Genomic DNA, 24,337 nt, shown 5'->3' with positions numbered 1-24,337 from the left:
AACACTTGTATCTAAAATCACTTTAACAAAAAAGAGAGGCTAATGCCCCTCCCTAATTTACAAATATTTTTAAATAATTGAATTCTTTTATTCAATATTACATGTGAATCGGTCTTTTTGCCGTAGCATCCAAGGCCGCTTCTTTAATAGCTTCTGCGTACGTAGGGTGTGCGTGTGAGCTTCTTGCAATATCTTCGGCACTTGCACGGAATTCCATTGCAATAACACCTTCCGCAATAAGGTCTGCCGCTCTTGCTCCTACGATATGCATTCCTAACACTTCATCCGTTTTTTCGTCTGCGATGATTTTCACAAGACCATCAACGTCACCACTTGCGCGGCTTCTTCCCAATGCTCTCATCGGGAATGATCCAACTTTATAAGCAACACCTTCTTCTTTCAGTTGTTCTTCCGTTTTACCGACTCCTGCAACTTCCGGCCAGGTGTAAACAACTCCGGGAATTAAGTTATAATTGATGTGAGGCTTTTGTCCTGCTAACGTTTCAGCAACAAAAACTCCTTCCTCTTCTGCTTTGTGAGCCAACATTGCCCCTTTGATAACATCTCCGATTGCGTAAATATTGGCAACATTGGTCTGAAGGTGATCGTTCACTTTCACTCTTCCTCTTTCGTCAAGCTCAACACCCGCTTTTTCCAGTCCGAGTCCGTCTGTGTAAGGTCTTCTTCCTACAGAAACCAGACAGTAATCTCCTTCAACCGTTACTTCTTCTCCTTTTTTATCCTTCGCAGTGATTTTCACAGTATCTCCATTTCTTTCTACCGCTGAAACTGCTGTAGAAAGCATGAATTTCATGCCCTGCTTTTTAAGAACTTTTGTTAACTCCTTGCTTAAAGCACCGTCCATTCCAGGGATGATTTTATCCATAAATTCAACAACGGTAACCTGGGCGCCCAATCTTAAATAAACCGAACCTAATTCTAAACCGATAACCCCACCACCAATTACTACCAGATGTTTAGGAATTTCTTTAAGGTTTAATGCTTCCGTCGAAGTAATTACTCTTTCTTTATCAATCGTGATGAAAGGCAAAGAAGATGGCTTGGAACCTGTTGCGATGATGGTATATTTAGAATCAATAGTTTCCGTTGAACCGTCATTCTTCGTAACTTTGATCCGGGTTGCAGATTCGAAGCTTCCGACTCCTTCAAAAACAGTGATTTTGTTTTTGTTCATCAGATAGCTTATTCCGTCGGTATTTTGTTTGATAACCTCATTTTTACGCTCGATCATTCTTGCGATATCAGCCTGAGGTTCGTTGATAATGATTCCGTGACCTGCAAAATTATGTTTTGCATTCTCAAAATGCTCAGAGCTGTCTAAAAGCGCTTTTGAAGGAATACAACCCACGTTAAGACAAGTTCCTCCCAAAGTAGGGTATTTTTCAATAATTGCTGTTGTGAAACCTAATTGTGCAGCACGGATTGCAGCAACATAACCACCAGGACCGGAACCGATTACGGTAACATCGAATTGACTCATGTTATTTTATGAATTTGTTTATTATTAACTTTCTTATGCTTACAAATTTAACGATTAATTATCAGGTGGGAAAGTGAGATTTGTCAAATTTTCTGGAAGAAAGCGGAGTTAAAAACCTTTTCAGCAAAAATCTTTAATATCTTTAAATTTCTCAATGATTTCTTTACATTTTTCATCAAGCAAATTTTTATATTTTGCATCTACTAATTCTAATTTTAAATTAAGTTTCTTAAGATATTCCATATTGTAAAGTTTTCTTTCTTCACCGACAGGATAAAATTGAATTTCGTTATAGAACTTCTCAAAATATTTAAATCAATATCTAACGGTTGGATATCATTTATTCTTCCAATAAGATAATGCATTTTAAAATATCCGGAATGAAACTCAATTTGATTTGTTATAATAGCAATAGCGTTTGATCGTAATTTTTTAATAAACCTGTAACGTTTCAGCTCTTCAAACTTATTCATATAAATTCATAAGATATCTAAGGATATTATAAATCGACGCTCAATTTGCCCTGTCCAAATTCTCCTGTGGAATCAAAATAAGAGCCTCCATACACATACCAGTCCAGACTTTCCAGATATTCTACCGCATTTTCGGGAGTAATTTGTGGGCGGTCTTTCTTAGAAACAATTCCTCTGTACCATCTTCCTGATTTGGAATAGTGTTCATATTCAGCCAAATAATTAATCCATATTCTCTGGCATAGTTTACACTGCTGAATGCTTACTTCCGCATATCTTCCGTTGGTATGATCTATCCCTAAATCGGAACTTCTGTACTCCGTATAATTTGAGGTGGGCTTTTCGCAGGCGCAGCCTATTCTCTGGATTTTATTCATGAAAATTTTAATAGTTGGATAAAATTAAGTTGTCAAAAGTATAAAATAAGCTGCACAAGAACAACAGAGAAATTACTTCAAAATGCTCAACAGCATTTTTTCATAGGCATCCAGAATAATATTTTTAGAAAATCTGGATTTGATGGAACTTTTAATCATTTCTTCATCATGACTCTTGTGAAGAATTTTTAAAATTTTCTGGGAAAAATCTTCGTGATTTTCGATGTTGGAAATCTCACCGTTGATTTCTTCCTGTATGATTTCATTAATTCCGCCCGGACAATTGTTGGCTAAAGAGTATGTACCGCAGGCTCCTGCTTCAAGTAAAACATTGGGAAATCCTTCATATCGTGAAGAAAGAATAAAAAGGTCCGCATATTTCAGGAATTCATACGGATTTTCCTGTCTGCCGTGGAAAATGACGTGTTCAAGACCCAGGAAATCCCTCATCTGATGCAGCATTTCGCGGTCTTTTCCGTCTCCTAAAATATGGAGCAGAATATTTTCATTTTTAAGCCTGGAAAAAACTTTCAGCAGATTATCAAAACCTTTTCTTGGCGATAAATTTCCGATAGCTACTACGTTTTTATAGCCGTATTTAAAACATTCAGGTTTATGAGAGGTTTTAATTTTTTCATCAATAAAATCAAAATCTACAGGATTGTTTATTTTAACTATTTTTGAAGGTTTAATCTTAAAATTAAGCATCAGATCATTCTTCATATCATCACTCTGTGCAACGATTGTATCGTAATTATTATAGAAATTGTAGAAAAATTTAATTTCTTTCCTTGTAACATGCTGAGAAACAACATTGGTTTCCCTTGCAATGAATTTTATTTTGGGAAAAACTTTGATGAATAAAGACAAATAAGCGTTTACTTCTCCAAACCCGGAAAATACAATATCCGGCTTTCTGCGGTAAATTTCCCTGAGAATGGGTTTGAGGGAATGCCTGATCCTTTCGGTATTAATGTCAATAATTTCCACATCTTTACGTAGAAACTTAAGGTATCCTCCTTGCTTGCGTAAAAGCAAAATCTTTGGCTCGAAACGATCTCTGGAAAGATGATTCGCAATGGTGGTAACAATTCTTTCTGCACCCCCGGTTTCCAAATCCGGCAGAATAAATATGACAGAAATCTTTTTCATCAATGTAAAATTACTAAAAGTTTTATTAACCTTTAAATTCCATTTTCTATTTCTCTAAGTTTGTCACTCCTGAAGAATTTACTTAAAAAAAAGAAACTCTTCCGTGGAAGAATTTCTTTCATTATTATCTCGTTATTGTTTAAAGTCAATTTAGTTGGCGACATCGCTGATGAATTTTATTCTCAACATTCTTACTTCCTCATCAGAAAGCTCATCCCCGAATTCATCCAGCAGCACTTTCATGCTGTCACTTTCAGACTCGTTCATAAACTCCATAAAACCATCGACAATATCTTCATCAAAATTATCTTCAATATAATAATCGATGTTCAATTTGGTTCCCTGATAGACGATGCGTTCCATTTCTTTCAGCAATTCGTCCATCGAAAGGTTTTTGGCTCTGGCAATATCTTCAAGATCAATCTTTTTATCGGTACTCTGAATGATAAAAACTTTATGGCTGGATTTATTAGCCACCTGTTTCAGTACCATATCCTGAGTACGTTCGATGTTGTTATCTTCCACATATTTGCTGATAAAATCTGCAAACTCCTTTCCGTATTTCTTGGCTTTTCCTTCACCGACGCCGTATATTTTGGTAATTTCTTCAACCGTTATAGGATACTGCACCGTCATATCTTCCAGACTCGGATCCATGAAAACCGTGTAAGGCGGAATACCATGTTTTTTGGCAACCTTTTTTCTTAATTCTTTCAGCTGAGTGAATAAATTCTGGTCTAATCCCCCCGCAGACTGCATCTGAACCTGATCGCTCTCGGCTTTAGTCTGTGTAAGGTCAAACTCACGGTCTTCAGCAATAATGAATGAATGCTCCAGTGCTCCGCTTAAAACCAGCTTTCCTTTTTCAGCAATTTTTAAAACACCATAGGTTTCGATATCTTTCTGCAGAAAATTCTGAACTGTTGCCTGCCGCAAAATTGTCTTCCAGTGGTTGTCTTTTTCTTCTTTTCCAAAACCGAAATAAGAACTTTGCTCCAGCTTATACGATTTTGTAACGGCCGTTTCTTTCCCGGCAATAATAGAAATTAAATCTTTCGCTTTAAATTTTTCACCGGTATCTTTGATCAGCTGCAGGACTTTTCTGAGGTCTTCCGTAGCATCTTTCAGCTTAGGAGGATTCGATGAGTTATCACACATCTGAGCGCCGTCTCCGTTTACAGGATCAAAATTTTCCCCGAAATAGTATAAAATATATTGTCTTCTGCTCATGGAAGTTTCGGCGTAGCCTACCACTTCATTAAGAAGCTGCAACCCGATTTCTCTTTCGGAGACAGGCTTCTGAGCCAGAAATTTTTCTAATTTCTCAATGTCTTTAGGATCATAAAATGCCAGACAATAGCCCTCACCACCGTCACGGCCTGCCCTTCCCGTTTCCTGATAGTAGCTTTCCAGCGATTTAGGGAAATCATAGTGAATTACGAAACGTACATCCGGCTTATCGATTCCCATCCCGAATGCTATAGTCGCGACGATTACATCCACTTCTTCCATCAGAAATTTATCCTGATTGGCCACCCTCACTTTCTGATCAAGACCTGCATGATAAGGTAAAGCGTTGATTCCGTTAACCTGAAGAAGCTGGGCAAACTCCTCCACTTTACGTCTGCTGAGACAGTAAACTATTCCCGATTTTCCTTTATTCTGATTGATAAATTTTACGATTTCCTTATCGACATTTACTTTCGGACGTACTTCGTAATAAAGATTAGGCCTGTTAAAGCTTTCTTTGAAAACCAAAGCATCTGTCATGCCCAGTGTTTTCTGGATGTCATCCTGAACTTTTGGCGTGGCAGTTGCAGTAAGAGCAATTACCGGAACATCGGCAATTTTATCGATAATAAATTTCAGGTTCCTGTATTCGGGTCTGAAATCGTGTCCCCATTCTGAAATACAGTGGGCCTCGTCTATAGCGAAAAATGATATTTTTACTTCTTTCAGAAAATCCACATATTCTTCTTTGATAAGAGATTCGGGAGCAACATAGAGAAGCTTTGTTTTTCCGCTTTTTATATCGTCAAAAACCTGCTTGGTCTGTGTTTTGTTTAATGATGAATTTAAAACATGGGCAATTCCGTTATCAGATGAAAGTCCGTTCACGGCATCCACCTGATTTTTCATTAACGCGATCAAAGGTGAAACTACAATGGCAGTACCTTCGGAAATAAGTGCCGGAAGCTGGTAACATAGGGATTTACCGCCTCCAGTAGGCATTAAAACAAATATATCTTTTCCGTTCAGAAGGTTGTCAATAATCTGCTCCTGCTGCCCTTTAAAAGTAGAAAATCCGAAATATTTTTTCAATTCGCCCGATAAATTGGCTTTTTTTGCGCTCATCTAATTTTATTGCTAAATTTGCATCTAATCCAAAGTTATGAATTTTTCGCTTAAAATAAAAGCGAACGAATTTATAAAAAATTATATCTATAATAAAATTCTTTTAAAAGATAACGTTTTTTTAAATGATTTTTATATGCCTCACGTAAGTAAAATGGAAAGAGCCGATATTATCTCAATAGCGAAAAGCACCTTAGAAATAGAAATTTCAGAACTTGAAAAACTCCGAGACCGATTAAATGATGATTTTGCCAGGGCAGTAGAAATTATTCACTCGGCAAAAGGAAAACTGATTGTCGTGGGAATCGGAAAATCGGCACACGTGGGGAATAAAATCGTAGCAACTTTGAATTCAACAGGAACACCTTCCCAGTTTCTGCATGCTTCTGAAGCAATACACGGAGATTTGGGCGTGATCCAGAAACAGGATGTTGTCTTATGCATCTCCAACTCCGGGAACTCACCGGAAATTGTTAACCTTGTTCCTTATCTTAAAGATTATTCTTCAGCCCTGATCGGGATGACAGGTAACAAAACAAGCAAACTTGCCGAGTTTTCCGAAATCATCCTTGATACCCATGTTGATATGGAAGCCTGCCCCAATAAGCTTGCGCCAACGAGCTCCACCACTTTGCAGATGGCTTTGGGAGATGCGCTGGCTATCGCTTTAATGGAGATGAATGATTTTAAAGCCAATGATTTTGCTAAATTTCATCCCGGCGGAAGCCTTGGGAAAAACCTCATCTCGAAAGTGGACGATTTTCTATCTTCACAAAAACCGCAGGTTACGGAACAGGATACGGTGAAAGACGTTATTATCTCCATCAGCGGTTCCCGTCACGGAATTACTGTTGTTACCAATAGCGATGAGATTATCGGAGTAATTACCGACGGAGATTTAAGACGAATGCTGTTGAAAGGCGACGATATCTCACAAGTGCTGGCAAAGGACATCATGTCTGCCAAGCCGAAAACCATTGAAAGAACAGCTTTGGCCAAAGAAGCCATGAAAATTTTAAAAGAAAACAATATCGGACAGCTTGTGGTGACGGAAAACGGAAAGTATTTCGGAATCATCGATCTTCACAAGCTGCTGGACGAAGGAATTAATTAAGTTGAAAGATTTAACGTTATATAATACCGAAACTTTTTTCATACATTTGAAACCTTAAAAATAGCATCCTGTGAGTGAAAAAGACATGTCTTTCCTTGGACATATTGGAGAATTAAGAGGTCACCTCATCCGTTCGATTCTTGCCATCATCATTGCGGCAGTCATTATCGGATTTAACATCAACTGGATCATGGATCATATTTTTTTCGGTCCCACCAGAAACGATTTTGCCACCTTTGAAATGGTCAATCACTTTTCAAGAATGATTTTGGGTGAAGACAGCATTCACCTTCCTAAAGATTTTCCGGTTCGTGCCAGCAAATTGTACCAGCAGTTCAATGTCATGATGGCGGTATCTATATTTGGCGGTGTTGTTCTGGCTTTTCCTTACATTGTTTGGGAACTTTGGCGGTTTATCAGTCCGGCCCTTCATCCCAATGAAAGGAAAAACTCTATTTTCATTATTAATTCGGTATGGATTTTATTTATGACAGGAGTATTATGCGGTTATTACCTTATTCTCCCCTTTGCCGTTAATTTCGGAGTAATCTTTAAAATTTCAGACATTATTATTCCGCTGTATGATTTAAGTGATTATACAACTTTATTTTTACAGGTTGTTCTCGGAATGGGCGTTATTTTCCTTTTTCCGATTCTTATTTATTTCCTTACAACAATAGGAATATTAACGCCGGTTTTTATGAAAACCTACCGTCGCCACGCGATCGTTCTTATTATGGTGGTGGCAGCGATCATAACTCCGGCAGATGTTTTAAGTATGATGATGGCAGCATTGCCATTGTTATTGCTCTATGAATTCAGCATTGTGATGTGTGCCTATACGTACAAAAAGGTACAGAAAGCGGCAGGTAATTTGCCGTCTGTTAAGAATTAATTTCAAGAACATTAAAACATATTCCCGCGGATACTTTCTGCGGGATTTTTTTAGGAGCTTATTTGCGCTTTCCGCTGCAATCTTTTTTTTTCAAAAAGGATTTCCGCTGCAATCACGGCTAGGGTTTTTGTCGGGAATAGAATTACTTTAAAAAATATTGATAACAAGCCTTTTTTAGATTAATGTTTTTTTACCACCCCGTCAAAAATTCTTGAATTTTGCCACCCCTCCAAAGGAGGGGAATCTCAAGACAGAATAATTGATTACCAAATAGCATCCACAAAGAATGTAACAAAACTTTATTTTTTTTCGTCTCATTAGACAGATTTACCATGGTAATGAGTGTCAGCATTGATTAATTCTTTATTTTAGTCTCGTAATTTAAATTCAGATGAAAAAACTTTCATATACACTTTTGTTTGCATCAGGATTGGTTTTCGGCCAGTTTTTCGAAAAAGATAAAACTTTCACGAAACAGGACACTTTGAAAGGTTCAGATACAGCATTCAGAAATTTCTGGGATGTAAAGAAGTACGACCTTTCCGTGGAACCGGATTTTGCAGCAAAAAGCATCAGAGGAAATAATACGATCAGCTTTGAGATCATCAAAGATGCTACGAACCCTACTTTTCAGATTGACCTCCAGCAACCGATGAGAGCTGATAAAGTGGAAGCAAGCTTTCCAGTCGCAGAATATAAGCAGGATGGCGATTTTATTTGGATTAAATCTGATAAAACATTTGAAAAAGGGGAAAAATACACCATTACTGTTTCGTATTCCGGAAATCCGAGAATTGCGAGAAATGCGCCGTGGGACGGTGGATGGGTATTTACCAAAGACGAAAACGGAAATCCGTGGATGAGTGTTGCCGACGAAGGCATCGGAGCTTCAATATGGCTTCCTACCAAAGATATCTGGAGTGATGAACCCGAAAACGGGATTATTATGAAAATCATTACACCAAAAGATTTGGTTGGTGTCGGAAACGGAAGGCTCATCAGTAAAAAACCGGAAGGTGATAAAACCGCTTATACATGGGAAGTTAAAAATCCTATCAATGCCTACTCTATCATTCCCAATATCGGAAAATATGTCAATTTTAAAGATACTTTTAATGGAGAAAAAGGCAAGCTGGATCTTGATTACTGGGTAATCGACTACAATCTTGATAAAGCAAAAAAACAGTTTCAGCAGGTAAAACCGATGCTTTCAGCTTTTGAATACTGGTTTGGTCCCTATCCTTTTTATGAAGACTCTTACAAGCTTGTAGAATCACCGTATTTGGGTATGGAGCATCAGAGTAATGTTGCGTACGGAAACCAATATGCAAACGGATATCTGGGAAGAGATCTTTCAGGGACAGGCGTTGGCTTGAACTGGGATTATATTATTATCCACGAAAGCGGCCATGAGTGGTTTGCCAACAATATTACAGCAAAAGACCAGGCAGACATGTGGGTTCATGAAGGATTTACCATGTATTCCGAAGTGCTGTTCACAGAAAAATTCATGGACAAAAAATCAGCGGACATTTACATGCAGGGAATCCACAATACAGTGAGCAACGATATCCCGATCATCGGAAAATACGGGGTGAGAAATGAAGGAAGCGGCGATATGTATCCTAAAGGAGCAAGTATGCTTCATACCATCCGCCAGGTAATCAACAATGATGAAAAATTCAGGCAGATCTTAAGAGGGATCAACAAAGATTTTTACCATCAGACGGTGACGACCCAACAGATTGAAAATTATATTTCACAAAAATCGGGAATTGACTTTTCGAGTGTTTTCAACCAATACCTGAGGTCTGTAAAAGTTCCTGTTCTTGAATATGAGCAAAAAGGAGAAGAACTGAAGTTCAGATATACCAATGTCGTTAAAAACTTTACATTGCCTATAAGAATCGATAGTGAGCAGATAATAAACCCTACCGAACAGTGGCAGACGGTAAAACTAAAAAAGGGAAGCCCTGTACAATTCGATAAAAATTATTACATCAACTATAAAAAGGTACAATAACAATACTGCTAAAAGACAAATCTGTAAAGAATTTGTCTTTTTTTTATATAAAATTTAACAGAACCTTTGTAACAAAATCGATTTTTCAGCAACTATTTAACTATAATTTTTAAACTCAATGAAAAAAATAGCACTTAGCTTAGGCGTTTTAACTGCGTTTCTGGTGAATGCCCAGTCAATTAAAACCACGATTGATCTTGTCAATGTAAAAGATGATAAAGTGGCCGTGACAATGGAGTTCCCAAAAATGAAATCAGGAGATGTAAAATTTCATTTCCCGAAAACGGTTCCCGGAACTTATTCCGTAGATGATTACGGAAGATTTGTGGAAGGCATTAAATTCTTAGATAACAAAGGAAAAGAAATTGCATTTTCTAAAGTGAATGACAATACTTATGCCCTGAAAAATGCTCAGAATCTTTCCAAAGTTACTTATCTGGTAAACGACAGTTTTGATGATGAAATGGATACGTCCAAGCATAAAGCTGTTTTCTCGCCATCCGGAACGGATATTGAAGCGGGAAAAGTATACCTGATCAATACTCACGGATTCATAGGTTATATTGATAATATGCAGGATGTACCTTATCAGCTGGTAATTCAGAAACCTGCAGATTTCTACGGAACAACCGCTTTGGTAGATCAGGATAAATCGGATGCCACAGATACTTTTACGCTGGCCAATTATGCAAAAGTTACCGACTCTCCGTTAATGTACACCAAGCCGGATTATATCACCTTTAATGCAGGAGGTATGGACCTTGTATTAGGCGTTTACTCGCCTACCGGAAAATATAAAGCGGCCGATTTTAAAGATAATCTTGAAAAAATGGTGGTTGCCCAAAAGAAATTCCTGGGTGACATGAATACCAATAAAAAATACGCGATCATGTTGTATCTTTCGGGTGGAGACGGCCCTCAGATCAAAGGATTTGGAGCATTGGAACACCACGAGTCTACCAGTGTTGTGCTTCCTGAAATGATGCCAAAAGAAGCGATCGACAAAACCATTACCGACGTAGTTTCGCATGAGTTTTTCCATACCGTGAATCCGCTGAAAACGCATTCAGAAGAAATCCATTATTTCGATTATGCAGATCCGAAAATGTCTCAGCACCTTTGGATGTATGAAGGAGGAACGGAATATTTTGCCAATCTTTTCCAGATTCAGGAAGGTCTGATTACAAGAGATGAATTCCTTCAGAGAATGAATGAAAAAATCACCAACTCGAAGAACTATAATGATACGATGCCGTTTACGGTGATGAGCAAAAACGTTCTTCTGGATGAATATAAAGACCAGTACAGAAATGTATATGAAAAAGGTGCGCTTCTGGCAATGTGCCTGGATATCGAGCTTAGAAAACTTTCTAATGGTGAAATTGGATATCGCGATATGATCAGAAAGCTGTCTCAGCGATTCGGCGAAAACAAACCTTTCAAAGATGACAAGCTGATTGATGAGCTGGTAACTGTTACCGGTTATCCGCAGGTACGGGATTTTTATAGTAAATATATTGCAGGCAGCCAGCCGACTCCTTACGCACAATACCTTAATATGGTTGGCGTAGAGCTTAAGAAGCAGGAAACACCGCCGATTTTCTGGTTTATCAAAGATCCTAACCAGACAGGATATGACGAAAAAACAAATACGTTCGTGTTTGATGAAAGCTCTGCACTTTCACCTTTTGCAAAAAGCATAGGATTTAAAATTACAGATAAAATCGTGGCGTTGGATGGAAAAACCATCAATATCCAGAATGTTCAGGATTTCATCAATTATTCCAAAACGATTAAGGAAGGCCAGAATGTAACGGTAACAGTTCTTAGGGACAATGGCGGAAAATCTGAAAAAATCGATCTTAAAGGAAAAGCGGTTCTTGATAAGATGACGATGGAAACGCTTCAGTTTAAGACAAACCCGACACCCGAAGAAAAGAAACTTCAGGATCAGTGGCTTACCGGAAAGAAATAATTATAATGACATTAATGATCAACAAAGCGGGGAATTTTTTCTCCGCTTTTGTTTTGAAGTAAATTTCTGAAAATGTTTAGGAGCTTTTTCCCGCTTTCCGTTGCAATCTTTTTGCTTCCCGTTGCTGTCAGGCTGAGCCTGTCGAAGCCTGCAAAAAGGATTTTCTCTACAATCGGCGCTAAGAGAGGTGAATAGTCAATGGTGAATTTTCTTATTCATATGAGATTATGCATTTTTAAACCACCCCGACAAAAATTTCGAAAAAATTTTCGCCACCCCTCCAAAGGAGGGGAATCATGAATCGGGATAGAAATTCCGTGAGTTTGTCATGCTGTAAGCATCTAAACTTTTATATTTAATTCCAAAACTACAAACGGTATAAAGATGTAAAAGGAAAGATTCTGCATTTCGCCTCGCTTCACTCAGAATGACAGGTTATGCTTTGAAAATATGTAATACTCTGACTTTCCAATATTTCAAGAAAACCAAAAGTAACAGCTATGCTTTTTTAATTGTAATCCTAAAAGTCGTTCCCTTCCCGACTTCTGTCTGGGCAATCCTGATATCACCATTATGATATTCCTGTACAACTCTTCTTGCCAGTGACAAGCCTAATCCCCATCCGCGTTTCTTGGTAGAATAGCCGGGTTTGAAGGCATTCAGAGCCTGGTGTTTTGTCATGCCGCTTCCGGTATCCTGAACCTCCACGATAATATTTTTATTTCTTTCGATTACCGAAATGGAAAGCGAACCTTCTCCTTTCATTGCGTCAACAGCATTTTTCACCAGATTTTCAATCACCCAGCTCATCAGGATCTTATTGTGGGGTACAGAAATCGTATAGTTCGGCAGATGCAGTCCGAAATTAATTTTCCTGGAAATCCTTGTTTTCAGATAATCATAATTCTCCTGAATGGTAGCATTAAAATCCTTGTCATTTAACTCAGGAACCGAACCGATCTTCGAAAATCTTTCTGAAATGGTCTTTAAACGGTCAATATCCTTTTCTATTTCATGAATGCCTTCAGATTCGGGATCATCCAGCTTCATGATTTCCATCCATCCGATCATGGAAGATAAAGGTGTTCCGATCTGGTGTGCCGTTTCTTTGGCAAGTCCCGCCCATAGATAACCTTCATCTGTTTTCTTGATGGTCCTGAAAAACCAGAACGAAAACAGGAAATAACTTAAAAGAAATAAGCCCAGCAAATAAGGTGAATACTGAAGATAATTTAACAATTTTGAATTATCATAATAAACAAATTGTTTATTTCCATTTGCAATCTTGAGTTCAATAGGTTTATATTTTTTTTCCATACTTGCCATTAAACTTCTTAAATCTTTGGGATTTTTTATTATATCTTCAGGAATATTTCGATAGAAACCTAATTCTAATATTGGCTCTTTATTTTTGTCAGTTACAATAAATGGAATTGTATTATTAGAAGCATTAATTGTAAGAATAAGCTCCTGTAAATCTAAACTAGGACTAATTTCCTGCTGAAATTTAAGTGCGGTTACCAAAATATCAACCCTTTTAATCTCTTCCTTACGGAGAAAATTGATGAGAATGGTGGAAGCGATCACAATGGTGAGCACAACAATGGTCATCAGAACAAAAATGATCCAGTTGTTAAGCCTGGCAAATATTGATTTTCTCAAAGCAGATTATTTTAAAACATTCAGGATTTTCTGCAGCTCTGTGCTTCCGCTTCCCTGATAATTGTTAATGATGATTGAAAACACATATTTTTTCCCGTCTTTGGAGGTATGGTACCCTGCAAAAGATTTAGTATCTCTCATGGTTCCGCTTTTCATTTTCATTCCGTTGTCCTGGGTTGGGAAGCCATCGTAATAGGATTCGAACCAGGGCTGCTTCTTTGCATAGATCAATGCCTGTACTTCGGCTCTGGCAGATACATAGTTTTGTGGAGACAGCCCGCTTCCGTCGGCAAAATTGATCATATTCGGATTAATTCCTTTCGACTTCCAGAATTCTTTTAAATACGCAACTCCGCTTTTAAAAGACGAATTTCCTTTTTTTTCCTTTGCTAAGGTTTTAACCAGTGTTTCTCCGTACAGATTGATGCTCTTTCTTAAAAACCAGTAAATGATCTTATCGAGTGTCGGAGATTCATAAGTAAAGATGATATTGTTTTTCGGAATTTGAACAGGCTCTTTTCCTTCAATTTCAAGCTGGGAGCTGGTGATTACTTTTCCCGAGCAATCAATTCCCGAATCTTTCAGCCACTTTTTTACTTCAACACCAAGCTGTAAAGGCGGATTGGGAGTAGCACCGGAAACAGTCACCGTTTTGGAAGGCAGCGTTCCGTTGATCAGGGCTACGTTTGAATGTGGTGCTGTAAAAATCAGACTTTGGTCTGAGCTCCCTCCTACTTTCACATCATTCAGCCAGTTGACGCCTTCCAAATCATAAGAGAAGCTTTTAAATTCATTTCCGTTGATAGTGATATCAAACTGATTTTCGCGCCAGTTGGTTCCCCAGACTCCCGCACCGTAATAATTTCCCAGGTCATCCCACGGCCAGCCTCCGGGAATCGTCTGGTGATCAAAATAAGAATCATCAATGATAAGATCACCGGAAATATTTTTAATTCCTGCTTTCTTTATCGCTTCTATCAGTTTCTGCTTAAAATTTTCAGGTTTATACCCATCATAACGCCAGCTTCCCAGTGTAGGATCTCCTGTGGAGCTGATGATTAAATTTCCTTTTAAATTTCCGGAAGATATAGTTCCCGAATATCCTGATGTCGTCTTATAGGTATAATTTTTCCCCAACACTTCAAGTGCTGCCGCTGCAGTAAATATTTTCTGAGTGGAAGCGGTCGACAGCCCTTTATTTCCCTGATATTCATAAATAAAATTTCCGTTTTCATCGGAAACATACAATGATAAGTTTGACGAAACAGCACCTGATGAATTCATCAGATTTTTTGTGGCTTCATCAAGTTTCTGGGATATATCCTGTGCAAAAACAACCTGCACGGATAAAGTAAGGACTGCTAATGTTTTTCTCATTGCATTTTGGTTTTTAAATTTATTGGTGCTTCGACAGGATCAGGATGACATGCTTATAAATGCCTTCACATTTTACCTTTAAATATCATTTAACATGAGCATAAATGCTATTCTATTCATTCAAATATAATTAAAAATAAATTACAATTCCGTTCCCGGTTCGATCTCGTAGGGAGCCTTATCTTTTTCGAAAATTCTTGTCAGTTCAGTACCTTCAACGGTTATTTTATCACCTTTTCTCCGGATCCAGTTTCCTTCGCGAAGCCCTACTACTTTAAGGTCGTTTTGGGTGAGAAATTCTTTGATTCTTGTTTCTCTTGTTTCCCCGTTATGTTTAAGCTCGGGATTCGGATCCAGATAATGCGGGTTGATATTGAACGGGACCAATCCCATACAATCAAAGCTCGGAGGATAAACGATCGGCATATCATTGGTAGTTTTCATATTCCGTCCGCCAATATTGCTTCCGGCACTGCATCCCAGATAAGGTTTTCCGCTTTCAACATTAGTTTTTAATACTGACATCAGATTTTCTTCATGCAGGGTTTTAACCAATAAAAATGTATTTCCGCCACCGGTAAAAAAACCTTTTGCATTGTTTAAAGCTTCAGCTTTATCATTAAATTCATGAAGACCTTTTACTTTTACACCCATTTTTTCAAAAAAAGAACTCGCTTTTGCCGTGTATTCATCGTATGAGATACCGCCGGGCCGTGCAAATGGGATGAAAATAATTTCATCAATTCCTGCATACAGCTGTATTAATTCTTCTTTTAAATATTCAAGATATTCTCCGCCAAAGAGAGTGGATGTTGAAGCTAATATGATATTCATCGGTATATATTGGTTTAAAAATTAGTATTGGCAAAGATAGTTTTTAGAATGCTGAATCTAAAATTAATATAAAACAGCTGTAAAAGCCGTTAATTTTTTCAAAAAAAACTTAAAGCTTCTAAAATATCAACTTTTATGGAATTATTATTGAATTTTATTCTACGCAATTGAAAAATATCAGAATTATGAAAATGACTAAAATGAATATCAGAAACCTGTTTTTAGGAATCATGATGATAGGAACCGCTGGTTTTGCGAGCGCACAAACCACACAGACAGACAGTACAAACAGTACAGCTAGTACATCATCTACAGCAACTACAACCGTTGCTACAACAGCTAGCCAGTCTAACCCGGCTATCGAAGCTTTAAAAAAACAGATAGAAGCAAATCCCAAGGATACCGAAGCTCTGTCAAAACTGGCAGGCGCTTACCAGGAGGCGTCAGACTGGACCAATGCCATTGATACGTGGAAAAAAATATCAGTTCTGGTACCAGACTGGGCACCATCATATTACAGCCAGGCATATGCTTATCAGAATGCTAAAGATGATGCCAATGCAAAGTTAGCTTATGAAAAATATATAGCGACAGTAAAGCCTGAAGAGGTAGAGCAAAATAAGAAAAATCTTGCTTATGCCTATTTTTATGTAGCATTTTCTGAGCAGCAGTCGAATCCCGATAAGGCAAAAGAGCATATTGCAAAATCATTACAGTATGATCCTACCAATCAGGATGCGATCAAACTTAGCCAGGCGTTGAATTCATAAATAATGAGTTTATATTGAAAAAAGATCCGGACTTCCGGATCTTTTTTTGTTTTAATGATCCGAAAGTCCGCTGCTTACTGCAGGGCATAGTCGGGAGTCATTGAAAGTATGCTGCAGGCTGTAGCAAGGTTTCGGGTACGGCCGAAATTTTACCGCAGGGGTGTAACAGCTTTTCGGGTATTCCCGAAGACCTGATGCAGGGGTGTAACAGACTTTCGGCCCGGATTTGTATGTTTTGGCTAAAGCCGCTTGATATTACTTTTAGGGCTGGGCGGACTAAAGTCCGCCTCTATTGATAAAGTTGTTTTATATTCATACCAATATTTACTTTCAATCTTTCATCTTTATTTAATTAGATTAACCTTACCTAATAATTTCCCACTCCAAAAAGGAATGTTTATCTTTGTAGTACATAAATCTGTAAAACATGAAATTTTTTATTGACACTGCTAATTTAGAGCAAATTAAAGAAGCTAAAGATCTTGGAATTCTTGACGGTGTTACCACCAATCCGTCATTAATGGCTAAGGAAGGAATTCAGGGTGCTGAAGCGATTAAAAATCACTATAAAGCAATTTGTGAAATCGTAGACGGCGATATTTCTGCGGAAGTTCTTTCAACGACTTATGAAGAAATGATCAAAGAAGGTGACGAGTTAGCAGCCATCCACCCGAATATTGTGGTAAAAATCCCAATGATCAAAGACGGAATTAAGGCATTAAAATATTTTTCAGATAAAGGAATCAGAACGAACTGTACTTTAATTTTCTCTCCGGGACAGGCGCTTTTGGCAGCTAAAGCAGGTGCCAGCTATGTTTCTCCTTTCCTGGGAAGACTGGATGATATTTCAACAGACGGCCTGAACTTAATCCAGGAAATCAGATTGATTTTTGATAATTACATGTATGAAACTGAAATTCTGGCAGCTTCTATCCGTCATTCTATGCATATTATCGATTGTGCAAAGATTGGTGCTGATGTGATTACTTCACCTCTTCCTCCGATCCTGAGTCTTTTAAAGCATCCTTTAACAGATAACGGACTGGCTCAGTTTATTGCAGATTCTCAGAAACTGGCTTAATCTTTTTTTTAATATAAAATTTCGGCGCGGAAACGAAGTTTCCGCGCCGAAATTTTTACTGTTCAATATTCCTTACAGGTTTGCACGGATTTCCTACTGCTACTACGTTATCCGGAATATCTTTGGTAACTACACTTCCTGCTCCAATCACGGAATTATTCCCAATTGAAATCCCGGGAAGCACCACTACATTTCCGCCAAACCATACATTGTTGCCCACCTGTATCGGGTGCGCTGTTTCCAGTCCTTCGTTGCGCTGTTTCGCATCAATGGGATGACTGGCCGTATAAAAGCTGCAATTGGGACCGATAAATACATTATCCCCGAAAGTGACCTTTGCGCAGTCCAGAATAACGAGGTTGTGGTTGGCATAAAAATTTTCTCCTGCTTCGATATTGTAGCCGTAGTCGCACCAGAAGGCGGGTTCAATACAGATATTTTGACCGGTTTTTCCCAATATTTTTTTCAATAATGACGTTCTTCCGTCGGTATTAGAATTTTTAAGCTGGTTATAGTCTCCGCAGAGATCTTTTGCGGTTATTCTTTCCTGTATCAGTTCCTGATCATAGTTGGCATTGTACAAGAGTCCGGCCGCACATTTTTTTTTTTCTGTCATGATTTTGTGATCATTTAATGGTGTAACCATAAAGATAATAAAAAGAAAACAGGATGAAAAATATATTCCATCCTGCTTTTAAAAACAATTTATAATTTATTTTACTAAATCCGGTTCGATAGGGTTATTGTTTTTTGCTAAAGATTCTTTGGTTCTTTTTTCCATTTCCCTGAACACCTGATTCGGGTCTGATATCTCTTTACCGTCCTGTGTTCTTACTTTGAAGTTTACCCGTGTATTGTCGCTTCCATTTCGCATCATCATTTCCCGCATGTTCTTAGAAGGATCATTCACATAGTCTTTCCAGAGCTTTTTATACTGATCCCTGGAAATTTCCAGCTCTTTTCCTCCCAATCCCATAATTCTCACGTTTCCCGGAACATCCATTTCTTCTGAAGCTACAGGAGCGGCCATTTTTTTGTTTCCTACAAGAGTCATCATATGTGAACCTGTGGTATCTTCAAGCCTGACGATAAGCCCGGGAAGTCCATAAAATTTATAAGGTCCATCCTGAAAAGGAATATCGGTAGTAAACCAGGCAATCCATTCTCTGCCTCCATAGTTTGTGGTCGCTTTCTGTGTATTGTATTCGCCTATTTTTTGTTTCTCGGGAAGGATTTTCCACTCGGGTTTTTTATCTTCTTTTACCTTATACTCATCCATGGAGATCCTTGTAAAAAGGTAGGTTTTAAAATCAGGATAGGACTTTGTCACTTTGTAAGCGACCTGTCCGGAATTGTCTCTCCTGCTGATATTGATGTTCCCGGAGCCGCCTTTTATCTGCTTCTGAACCTCCGCCATGGATGTGGAATCGGCAACAAACTTGTCTCTGCTGTAGTAATTTGAGCCTTTCTGGTCAATATCCAACAGCATCATTTCGGTTTTTACTTCCTGTTTATTGTTGGAGTCCGGAATAAATTTATATTCGTAAAAAAACCGGTTGATCTGAGCATGGGTACTGATGCAGAAAAAAATAAAAAGAAATACAATATTTTTCATAGTTTAAAGTGTTTTGAAAAAGCCCCGTCAATATTGTCAGTTTATTAACGGAGCTGTCCGGAACTTTTATTTTTTGGTTTCAATTCTTATTTCCCCGGTGCTTTTTCCGTCTGTATTACTCTTGTTGATGTTCATACTTCTGATAGATTCCGGTTTCAGAGCCTGCATTTGTTCTTTTGTGGATTCTTTCCCGTCAATATAAATTTTCATATCACCAATGCCTTCCGCATTTTTAAATCCTGAAGTAATAATTGACGTTCCGTTGTTGCTTATCTTTATATTATCAGCATTAATCCTGAACGTGCGATCTCCGGGAAAATTTCTAAATGTATTGCTGTAAATATATGCTCTTCTTCCGCCGTCTAATGCTCTTCGTTCTGCTTCAATTTTTGCCCTCTCGCCTTCCAGCTTGGCTCTTTTTTCTTCCAGTCTCGCACGTTCTTTATCCAGCCTGGCTCTTTTCTTTGCTTTGGCAGCAGATTCTTTGGCGTTTTCCGAAGATCTGAAAGCCATATCCGCTTCAGGAGTCCATTTCATATCTCCTGTTCCTTTAAACTTATATACTTTTACTTTAGGTGCATCGGGCGGTGCGGGAACATCCGGAAATTCGAAATCCATTTCCGGCATTTCAAATTCATATTTGAAATCTTTAACTTCCTTCATTGCGTCTTTAAATTCTTTGGAATTAAAATATTCGTCAAACTTCATATCTTTTCCGTCTATTTTAATAACCATTGCAGAATTGAGAAAATCTTTGGAGCTTGCTATTTTTCCGATTTCACCGGAAAGTTTCCCGATTTCTTCAAGATTCTTATTGTATTCATTGCTTTCCGGCTTAAAGTTTTTCAGGGCTTCGGTTCTTTCCTGGATTTTTTTGCTCAGCTCGGCAATTTTCCTGTCGTCATCTGCTTTTCTGTATACTTTAGGTGTAATAATAGTTTTATTTTCAGATGTTTTAGGAGAAATAGTATCTTTTTTAATAATGATTTTATTTTCTGGTTTTATTTGAGAAACTACTTTCTCAATCTCCATATTCGTTGCTTTAATCTCCTGGTTTTTAGCATTTACCAGATAAGCAAAAGCTACTGAAAATACGACCGGCAACGCAAAAATTCTACGCGCATACCCGAATTTGGTTTTAGGTTTTTGTAACATTTTTAATCGTTTTTTTAAATTAGAACTTAAAAACGGACTGGTGGCGGGCAACTGGTTTCCGGAAAAGTGGCTTGCTAAAAGCATCTGCGCAAATGCTTTGGTGTCCGATTGTTTTACGGCTTTTTTATCAGCCAGATATTCGTGAATTAAACTAATTTCTTTTTTAATGATATGAAAGAACGGATTGAACCAAAAAACAGAAGTAATGATTTCAATAAAGATTTTATCAAACGAGTGCTTTTGTTCAATGTGAACCATTTCATGCTTCAAAATCTGTTTTCCTACCTCAGAATTCAATGTGATGGAATTCTTCCAGAAAAGATTTTTAAAATAGGAAAACGGTGCTTCGGTAAGATTGGTCTGGTAGAAGTTGATCCCGTCAAAACTTTCTTTCCGGAACTGGCTTTTAAGCTTCTGGATTCTGAAGAGACCATAGATAAATCTTCCTAAAAAATAGCAAGAAACCAGTCCCAAAGCTGAAAAAATAATTCTAAAATAAGGGTAATCATGGGTTGGGTTTTTAGTGTTAAAATTCTGTACTGTGTCTATTAATTTATATATATGACTGCTTACTTCGATGGTAAAGTCTTCTACTTTAATCAGGGGAAGCAAGAGCGATATGAGCATCGCAGACAAAAGATAAAATCTGTTGTAGTGATGAAATGTCTTGTCTTTTAAAGACAATTTATAATACAAAAACATTACACCGGAACATAAAATAACTTTTCCTAAGTAGAGAAGTACAGTTTCCATACGCTATCAGTTTTTCTTTTTGAGTTCATCCAACAGCATTTCAAGGTCTTCTACGGTCATTTCATTCTTTTCTACCAGAAATGAAACAGCACTTTTATAAGAACCTTTGAAATAGTTTTTTACCAGGCTTTTTATAGTCTTTCCGGAGTATTGTTCTTTTGATACCAGCGGAAAGTACTCATGCTGTCTTCCATATACACTATAATCTACAAATTCTTTTTCTTTCAATACTTTAAGAATGGTAGAAACGGTGTTGGTATGGGGTTTCGGCTCAGGAAAAAGATCAAGGACATCTTTTAAAAATCCTTTTTCCAGTTTCCATAAATACTGCATTACCTGCTCTTCTGCTTTTGTTAATGTCTGAATTTTCATATTCTTTTTCATTTATCATTTTACGTGATATCTATTCACATTTTCAATATCACTAAGAAATTAGTTATACAAATGTAGAAATATTTTCTTCTCAAACAACTATTTTTTTAGTGATAAGACGTGTTAATTTATAATTAACTGAAAATCAGCAATATATTTTTTATTAAAATTTGTTAAATTTTTAACAGCAGTAAATTATCAATCTACAAATGTTCAGGAAAAGGAATAATTCTCGCCAAAATTCTTAAAACTTGTTAAATTTTATTAAATAAAATTAAAATGAATTTGTCTTAACTCAGAAAATATATTTATTTTAGTGCTTTAAAAATTTCTCATGAAAAGATATAATTTGTTATTTGTACTATTACTACTGATTTTTAATGTTACCAATGCTCAGAAGAAGGGTTCTCCCGCGGCAGATTTCAGTGCAATAGGTGAAGCGAAAACCAAGATTGAAAATACAGTTCCTTTAGTCATCAAACATTTAAAAGAGATCAGCGAAAAAGAAAATGATCCCAACATCCTTACCAACGGAACCACTGCGTTAGCAAAAGAATATGGAAAAGTAGAACTGGAGTGGCGTCTTTACAGAGGAAACATGAACAACTGCATCCTCAACAATTCTTCCAAAAAAGCTAAAAAGTGTATGGAGTATCATAACTCAATGTTCAGAGGTACCCTTATCAACTACAACAACTATATTACCAACCTTACCAGAAAGAACGGATATCTTGGAGTAGAAGGTGATACAAAATTTGAAATGAATCCTTCTGAAGTAACCACAAAATTAAGCGAATCTTATTTCAACGGAAGTGATGCTGCCAACAGAATGAAAGGAAACCAGAAAAAAGAATTCTTAAGCCAGACAACAGCAGACGACAATGCGCTGAAACCGTTTAATCAGCTTATAGTAGAATAATTTTTCTTTAAACAAAATATTCCCGCTTTTACAGGCGGGATTTTTTTTGCCTTTATCTAAATTATTGTATGGCATAATAATTAGTACCATTTTAATACTAATTCAATACAGATGAGCACATTAAAAAAAGGAGATATGGTACGGTGGAATTCCAGTAATGGCGAAACCCACGGAGCTGTTACGAAAGTCCACACCAAGGATTTTGTATTTATGGACAGGCAGCGGAGAGCTTCCGAAGACAGCCCGCAATACGAAGTAATGAGCGAAAAAACCGGGAAATCAGCTGTACATAAAGCATCAGCCTTAAAGAAAATGTAAAGGCCGCAAAAGTGCGGCCTTTACTTATATTTATATATTGATCTATTTTATTTTGTCATAAATAAATTTGGTAACAATCGCTCCGAAGAGATAATAGGCAACCGTCATTATTTTCTTCTGATTATTCTCGGCAACCGGCGTATCATCAAGACCTAATTTTTCAGGGATAACAACCGCTCCAAGTCCCATCAATACTCCGGAGGCCATATTAAAGCCGCTGGTAGCCGTAGCTGCATAATACATCCCGTTTCCGATGACATCTCCTGCCAATGTTGCAGCATACAGCTGATCTTGGTTGGTAACTTTCGCGTCAACTTTATCCAGCGCTTTATTTAAAGCTTTCTCTCCCACTTTATTGATCTCGGGAACATTATCGAAATTTTTTCTGATGGCTTCATGCAGAAGGCTTAGTGCTACGGCGCCGCCCAAACCTGCCAGGATTTTTTTGTACATAGTATTGTAATTTATGGTGTATTAATCTAACTGCATAAATTAAGCCATTGGAAAAACATTCATACAAAAAAAAGAGTATTGCCATAGACAATACTCTCTGTAGTAGCGGGAACCGGACTCGAACCGATGACCTTCGGGTTATGAGCCCGACGAGCTACCTACTGCTCCATCCCGCGGTATATTTTTGAAACGCTTACCGACAAGCGTTATATTAGTAGCGGGAACCGGACTCGAACCGATGACCTTCGGGTTATGAGCCCGACGAGCTACCTACTGCTCCATCCCGCGGTATATTTTTTGTAACGTTACCGACAACGTTAATCTTAGTAGCGGGAACCGGACTCGAACCGATGACCTTCGGGTTATGAGCCCGACGAGCTACCTACTGCTCCATCCCGCGATATTGGATTGCAAATATACGACAATTTTTTGAAAATCCTAATTTTTCTTTTAAATAAAGGACTTTCACCAAAACTATTTTAATATTTGTATCTTTGAACTATGGCAAAAATATTGAAAATTTATCCCGAAAACCCTCAGGAAAATCTTATCAATGAGGTGATTAAAACTTTAAATAACGGCGGACTTATCATCTATCCTTCCGATACGGTGTATGCTTTGGGCTGCAATATTTTTGATATTAAAGCTATGGAAAAGCTCGCACAGATAAAAAAAACAAAGCTGGAGAAAGCGCGTTTCTCAATAATCTGTAATGATCTGAGCCATCTGTCGGATTTTACAAGACCTATTGACACCTCAGTTTTCAGGTTTCTCAAGAGCCACCTTCCGGGTCCTTTTACGTTTATTCTCGATGCCAATAAAAGCCTGCCTTTAGCTTATAAAGGCCATAAAACCATCGGAATCCGGGTTCCGGACCACCCGATTCCCCATCTGATTGTTGAAAAATTAGGACATCCTATCGCCTCAACTTCCATTAAAGATGATGACGAAATCATTGAATACTCTACCGATCCGGAACTGATCGCAGAAAAATACGATCATCTGGTAGATATTGTCATTGATTCCGGATACGGAGATAATGTGGCTTCTACGATTGTCGATCTGACCTCCGGAGAACCCGAAGTAATCCGTCAGGGAAAAGGAATCATGTTATAGTGTCTTATTTTAATCATTTAATAAATTTTTATACTCATAATGCATTT

General features: G+C 37.7%; 22 protein-coding genes and 3 tRNA genes. 9 read left to right on the top strand and 16 right to left on the bottom strand.

Annotated elements, in window-relative coordinates; genetic code table 11:
- Positions 1–97: 97 nt before the first annotated feature.
- From lpdA to recQ, 5 genes are all read right to left on the bottom strand, one after another.
- The gene (lpdA, locus tag ACYT6F_RS13415; protein ID WP_472598168.1) at positions 98–1,501 is read right to left on the bottom strand and encodes a dihydrolipoyl dehydrogenase; all 1,404 of its coding nucleotides are present in this window, start codon (positions 1,499–1,501) and stop codon (positions 98–100) included.
- A gap of 120 nt (positions 1,502–1,621) precedes the next feature.
- On the bottom strand, positions 1,622–1,744 hold the full coding sequence (locus ACYT6F_RS13410; protein WP_472598167.1) for a hypothetical protein: 123 nt from the start codon (positions 1,742–1,744) through the stop codon (positions 1,622–1,624).
- A 256-nt stretch (positions 1,745–2,000) separates the two neighbouring features.
- On the bottom strand, positions 2,001–2,351 hold the full coding sequence (locus tag ACYT6F_RS13405) for a hypothetical protein (protein WP_472598166.1): 351 nt from the start codon (positions 2,349–2,351) through the stop codon (positions 2,001–2,003).
- A 72-nt stretch (positions 2,352–2,423) separates the two neighbouring features.
- Positions 2,424–3,503 (bottom strand): glycosyltransferase, encoded by a 1,080-nt coding sequence (locus tag ACYT6F_RS13400; protein ID WP_472598165.1) that lies wholly within the window; start codon positions 3,501–3,503, stop codon positions 2,424–2,426.
- A gap of 150 nt (positions 3,504–3,653) precedes the next feature.
- Positions 3,654–5,858 carry a DNA helicase RecQ gene (recQ, locus tag ACYT6F_RS13395; RefSeq protein ID WP_472598164.1) on the bottom strand — a complete coding sequence of 735 codons (2,205 nt, stop codon included), beginning with the start codon at positions 5,856–5,858 and terminating at the stop codon, positions 3,654–3,656.
- A gap of 154 nt (positions 5,859–6,012) precedes the next feature.
- Here recQ and ACYT6F_RS13390 point away from each other — a divergent pair, with 154 nt between their 5' ends.
- The 4 genes from ACYT6F_RS13390 (at position 6,013) to ACYT6F_RS13375 (ending at position 11,865) form a co-directional block, all read left to right on the top strand.
- The gene (locus tag ACYT6F_RS13390) at positions 6,013–6,972 is read left to right on the top strand and encodes a KpsF/GutQ family sugar-phosphate isomerase (protein ID WP_472601122.1); all 960 of its coding nucleotides are present in this window, start codon (positions 6,013–6,015) and stop codon (positions 6,970–6,972) included.
- Between the two features lie 70 nt (positions 6,973–7,042).
- Positions 7,043–7,867 (top strand): twin-arginine translocase subunit TatC, encoded by an 825-nt coding sequence (gene tatC / locus ACYT6F_RS13385; protein WP_472598163.1) that lies wholly within the window; start codon positions 7,043–7,045, stop codon positions 7,865–7,867.
- A 391-nt stretch (positions 7,868–8,258) separates the two neighbouring features.
- Positions 8,259–9,890 carry a M1 family metallopeptidase gene (locus ACYT6F_RS13380; RefSeq protein WP_472598162.1) on the top strand — a complete coding sequence of 544 codons (1,632 nt, stop codon included), beginning with the start codon at positions 8,259–8,261 and terminating at the stop codon, positions 9,888–9,890.
- Between the two features lie 118 nt (positions 9,891–10,008).
- Positions 10,009–11,865, top strand: coding sequence for a M61 family metallopeptidase (locus tag ACYT6F_RS13375; RefSeq protein ID WP_472598161.1), 1,857 nt, complete (start codon positions 10,009–10,011; stop codon positions 11,863–11,865).
- A 498-nt stretch (positions 11,866–12,363) separates the two neighbouring features.
- On the opposite strand, the gene ACYT6F_RS13370 is transcribed toward ACYT6F_RS13375, so the two are convergent.
- The 3 genes from ACYT6F_RS13370 to pepE all read right to left on the bottom strand — a co-directional run bounded on the left by ACYT6F_RS13370 (position 12,364) and on the right by pepE (position 15,738).
- Positions 12,364–13,527, bottom strand: a complete 1,164-nt coding sequence (locus tag ACYT6F_RS13370) for a sensor histidine kinase (protein WP_472598160.1) — start codon at positions 13,525–13,527, stop codon at positions 12,364–12,366.
- 6 nt (positions 13,528–13,533) lie between these two features.
- Positions 13,534–14,904, bottom strand: coding sequence for a D-alanyl-D-alanine carboxypeptidase/D-alanyl-D-alanine endopeptidase (gene dacB / locus ACYT6F_RS13365; RefSeq protein WP_472598159.1), 1,371 nt, complete (start codon positions 14,902–14,904; stop codon positions 13,534–13,536).
- Positions 14,905–15,045: 141 nt separating this feature from the next.
- Positions 15,046–15,738 (bottom strand): dipeptidase PepE, encoded by a 693-nt coding sequence (gene pepE, locus ACYT6F_RS13360; protein WP_472598158.1) that lies wholly within the window; start codon positions 15,736–15,738, stop codon positions 15,046–15,048.
- A 185-nt stretch (positions 15,739–15,923) separates the two neighbouring features.
- Here pepE and ACYT6F_RS13355 point away from each other — a divergent pair, with 185 nt between their 5' ends.
- Positions 15,924–16,508: a tetratricopeptide repeat protein gene (locus tag ACYT6F_RS13355; RefSeq protein WP_472598157.1), complete on the top strand. Its 585-nt coding sequence runs from the start codon at positions 15,924–15,926 to the stop codon at positions 16,506–16,508.
- A gap of 427 nt (positions 16,509–16,935) precedes the next feature.
- Entirely contained in the window at positions 16,936–17,589 is a 654-nt protein-coding gene (gene fsa / locus ACYT6F_RS13350; RefSeq protein WP_169230791.1) for a fructose-6-phosphate aldolase, read from the top strand.
- A gap of 55 nt (positions 17,590–17,644) precedes the next feature.
- On the opposite strand, the gene ACYT6F_RS13345 is transcribed toward fsa, so the two are convergent.
- The 4 genes from ACYT6F_RS13345 to ACYT6F_RS13330 all read right to left on the bottom strand — a co-directional run bounded on the left by ACYT6F_RS13345 (position 17,645) and on the right by ACYT6F_RS13330 (position 21,484).
- A complete protein-coding gene (locus ACYT6F_RS13345; RefSeq protein WP_472598156.1) occupies positions 17,645–18,205 on the bottom strand; it encodes a sugar O-acetyltransferase in 561 nt (186 codons plus the stop codon).
- A gap of 96 nt (positions 18,206–18,301) precedes the next feature.
- Entirely contained in the window at positions 18,302–19,204 is a 903-nt protein-coding gene (locus tag ACYT6F_RS13340; RefSeq protein ID WP_472598155.1) for a GLPGLI family protein, read from the bottom strand.
- Positions 19,205–19,270: 66 nt separating this feature from the next.
- Positions 19,271–21,112: a M56 family metallopeptidase gene (locus ACYT6F_RS13335; RefSeq protein ID WP_472598154.1), complete on the bottom strand. Its 1,842-nt coding sequence runs from the start codon at positions 21,110–21,112 to the stop codon at positions 19,271–19,273.
- 6 nt (positions 21,113–21,118) lie between these two features.
- The gene (locus ACYT6F_RS13330; protein WP_472598153.1) at positions 21,119–21,484 is read right to left on the bottom strand and encodes a BlaI/MecI/CopY family transcriptional regulator; all 366 of its coding nucleotides are present in this window, start codon (positions 21,482–21,484) and stop codon (positions 21,119–21,121) included.
- A 334-nt stretch (positions 21,485–21,818) separates the two neighbouring features.
- On the opposite strand from ACYT6F_RS13330, the gene ACYT6F_RS13325 reads away from it, so the two are divergent.
- A complete protein-coding gene (locus tag ACYT6F_RS13325; protein WP_169230796.1) occupies positions 21,819–22,403 on the top strand; it encodes a hypothetical protein in 585 nt (194 codons plus the stop codon).
- Positions 22,404–22,514: 111 nt separating this feature from the next.
- Positions 22,515–22,721 carry a hypervirulence associated TUDOR domain-containing protein gene (locus ACYT6F_RS13320; protein ID WP_472598152.1) on the top strand — a complete coding sequence of 69 codons (207 nt, stop codon included), beginning with the start codon at positions 22,515–22,517 and terminating at the stop codon, positions 22,719–22,721.
- Between the two features lie 42 nt (positions 22,722–22,763).
- Here the strand turns inward: ACYT6F_RS13320 and ACYT6F_RS13315 are convergent, their stop codons facing one another.
- The 4 genes from ACYT6F_RS13315 to ACYT6F_RS13300 all read right to left on the bottom strand — a co-directional run bounded on the left by ACYT6F_RS13315 (position 22,764) and on the right by ACYT6F_RS13300 (position 23,574).
- The gene (locus ACYT6F_RS13315; protein WP_472598151.1) at positions 22,764–23,174 is read right to left on the bottom strand and encodes a hypothetical protein; all 411 of its coding nucleotides are present in this window, start codon (positions 23,172–23,174) and stop codon (positions 22,764–22,766) included.
- A gap of 103 nt (positions 23,175–23,277) precedes the next feature.
- Positions 23,278–23,350, bottom strand: a tRNA-Met gene (locus ACYT6F_RS13310).
- Positions 23,351–23,389: 39 nt separating this feature from the next.
- Positions 23,390–23,462 (bottom strand) — tRNA-Met (locus ACYT6F_RS13305).
- A 39-nt stretch (positions 23,463–23,501) separates the two neighbouring features.
- A tRNA-Met gene (locus ACYT6F_RS13300) sits at positions 23,502–23,574 on the bottom strand.
- Between the two features lie 101 nt (positions 23,575–23,675).
- Here ACYT6F_RS13300 and ACYT6F_RS13295 point away from each other — a divergent pair.
- A complete protein-coding gene (locus tag ACYT6F_RS13295; RefSeq protein WP_472598150.1) occupies positions 23,676–24,290 on the top strand; it encodes an L-threonylcarbamoyladenylate synthase in 615 nt (204 codons plus the stop codon).
- The last annotated feature ends 47 nt before the right edge of the window (positions 24,291–24,337 follow it).

It is taken from the genome of Chryseobacterium sp. NG-CE01, assembly GCF_055695505.1.
Note: the sequence above shows the minus strand (reverse complement) of the source record. Positions and strands in the feature narration are given on the sequence as shown.